Source organism: Thalassobacterium maritimum (genome assembly GCF_031127805.1).
GTDB lineage: Bacteria > Verrucomicrobiota > Verrucomicrobiia > Opitutales > Coraliomargaritaceae > Thalassobacterium > Thalassobacterium maritimum.
In genome coordinates, this window is record NZ_JARXHW010000157.1 from 1 (window position 1) to 1,140 (window position 1,140).

The window sequence follows — 1,140 nt, forward strand, 5'->3', positions numbered from 1 at the left end:
TTATACCATTTCGAAAAAATATTGACCTACATAGTGCTTAGAGTATTTTGACTGAATGCGACGTCGACGACTAGGCGAACCAGCAGATCGCCAAAAAGTTAAAGTTCTGCTCAAAGAGAATAATCCGGGTTGGAAACAGACTCGTCTAGTAGCTTTGAAGATGGGTTTTAACGGCGAGAACAGCAATGCGTTCATCGCCGAGAGCTTGGGAGTTAGCGAACCTAGTGTGAAGCGTTGGTTTGCGAGGTTTCGCGAAGGAGGGATCGAAGCTGTGCTTGAGCGTAAGTGCAGCCCCGGTCGTCCCAGCAATTTGAATGAAGAGGTCGAGGCCTATTTGATGAAAGGCCTCGAGAAAGCCCGCTGGAATACCGCTGGCCAAGCTCGCGATGAACTGGAGAAGCACTTCGAACAACGTTTCAAATACAAAACGGTTTGGGTTTGGTTAAAAAAATGCGCGGGGGTGCTTCGAGTTCCCCGCCCCGTGCATGAGAAAAGGGACTCGGCCAAGGCAGAGGCGTTTAAACGTAACTTCTTGGGGATTCTTAAGCAGCTTCCTGTCACAGGCAAGAAGCCGGTCAAAATCTGGTTTGCGGACGAAAGTCGCTACGGTCTACTTCCAAACCATCGGCGAGTCTGGACACTCAAAGGGCTGCGCCCGCACAAGCTTTGGCAAAGCAAATACGACTGGAGCTATTGCTACGGGGCGCTTGATCCGGTCGAAGGCAAAACTGTATTCCTTCAGACCCCGAGTGTGAATATGCAGTGGACGAAGGCCTTCCTTGAACAAATCAAAGCACAATATCCCGAGCATGAGCACATTGTTGTTTGGGACGGGGCTGGCTTTCACCCTAAAGATTCTTCGCACGAAATGATACCAGAGGGCATCCAAATCGTGACACTACCACCTTACAGTCCTGAGCTGAACCCCATTGAGAAACTCTGGGATTTGATACAGGATCACACAGCAAATAAGCTGTGGCCCACAATTCAGCGACTGGATAAAGTCGTTGGACTGCACTTGCAGGACTGGTGGGAGCAACCACTCAAAGTCATAAGCTTGTTTGGCAACGGATGGATACGCGCTTCAGCAAACGCTACCTGAGGTCACTATAGGATCAAACATTTTTAGAAATGGTATTA

Annotated in this window: 1 protein-coding gene; it reads left to right on the forward strand. The window is 49.2% G+C overall.

The window, feature by feature from the left end:
• Positions 1-55 precede the first annotated feature (55 nt).
• Positions 56-1,102, forward strand: a complete 1,047-nt coding sequence (locus QEH52_RS19795) for an IS630 family transposase (RefSeq protein WP_308952691.1) — start codon at positions 56-58, stop codon at positions 1,100-1,102.
• The last annotated feature ends 38 nt before the right edge of the window (positions 1,103-1,140 follow it).

Coding starts and splice junctions, on each gene's coding strand:
- QEH52_RS19795 (WP_308952691.1), top strand. CDS start 56: ATGCGACGTCGACGACTAGGCGAACCAGCAGATCGCCAAAAAGTTAAA.